General features: G+C 70.0%; 1 protein-coding gene. It reads right to left on the bottom strand.

Features of this window, described 5'->3' with window-relative positions:
• Positions 1-1,012: acetyl-CoA C-acetyltransferase (locus HMPREF3115_RS11345; protein ID WP_070554444.1), on the bottom strand; the 1,012-nt coding region annotated here is incomplete at both ends.

Raw genomic sequence — 1,012 nt, forward strand, 5'->3', positions numbered from 1 at the left:
CCGCCAGCGCGACGCCCATCCCGCCGCCGATGCAGAGCGACGCGAGCCCGCGCTTCGCATCGCGCTTGACCATCTCGTGCAGCAGCGTCACCAGGATCCGGCAGCCCGACGCGCCGATCGGGGGACCGATCGCGATCGCCCCGCCGTTCACGTTCACCTTCGACGTGTCCCAGCCCATCTGCTTGTGCACCGCCAGCGCCTGCGCCGCAAACGCCTCGTTGATCTCCATCAGGTCCAGATCGCCCGGCGTCCAGCCCGCGCGCTCCAGGCATCGACGCGATGCCGGCACCGGGCCCATGCCCATCACGCTCGGATCCACGCCCGCGTTCGCATACGCCTTGATCCGCGCGAGCGGCGTCAGACCCAGCGCCTGGGCCTTCTGCGCCGACATCACGAGCACCGCCGCCGCGCCGTCGTTGATGCCCGACGCGTTGGCCGCCGTCACCGTACCGTCCTTCGCGAACGCCGGCTTCAGCCCCGCGAGCGACTCCGCCGTCACGCCGTGACGCACGAACTCGTCGGTCGCGAACTGCAGCGGCTCGCCCTTGCGCTGCGGAATCGACACCGGCACGATCTCGTCATTGAAGCGCCCCGCCTTTTGCGCCGCTTCGGCCTTGTTCTGCGACAGCGCCGCGAACGCATCCTGCTCTTCGCGCGTGATGCCGTATTCCTTCGCGACGTTCTCCGCCGTGATGCCCATGTGGTACTGGTTGTACACGTCCCACAGGCCGTCGACGATCATCGTGTCGACCAGCTTCGCGTCGCCCATCCGGAACCCGTCGCGCGAGCCCGGCAGCACGTGCGGCGCCGCGCTCATGTTCTCCTGCCCGCCCGCCACGACGATCTCCGCGTCGCCCGCGACGATCGCGTTCGCGGCCAGCATCACGGCCTTCAGCCCCGAGCCGCACACCTTGTTGATCGTCATCCCCGGCACCGCGCTCGGCAGCCCGGCCTTGATCAGCGACTGGCGCGCCGGGTTCTGGCCCGAACCCGCCGTCAGCACCTGCCCCAT

Source organism: Burkholderia sp. HMSC10F09 (assembly GCF_001806955.1).
Taxonomy (GTDB): Bacteria; Pseudomonadota; Gammaproteobacteria; order Burkholderiales; family Burkholderiaceae; genus Burkholderia; species Burkholderia multivorans.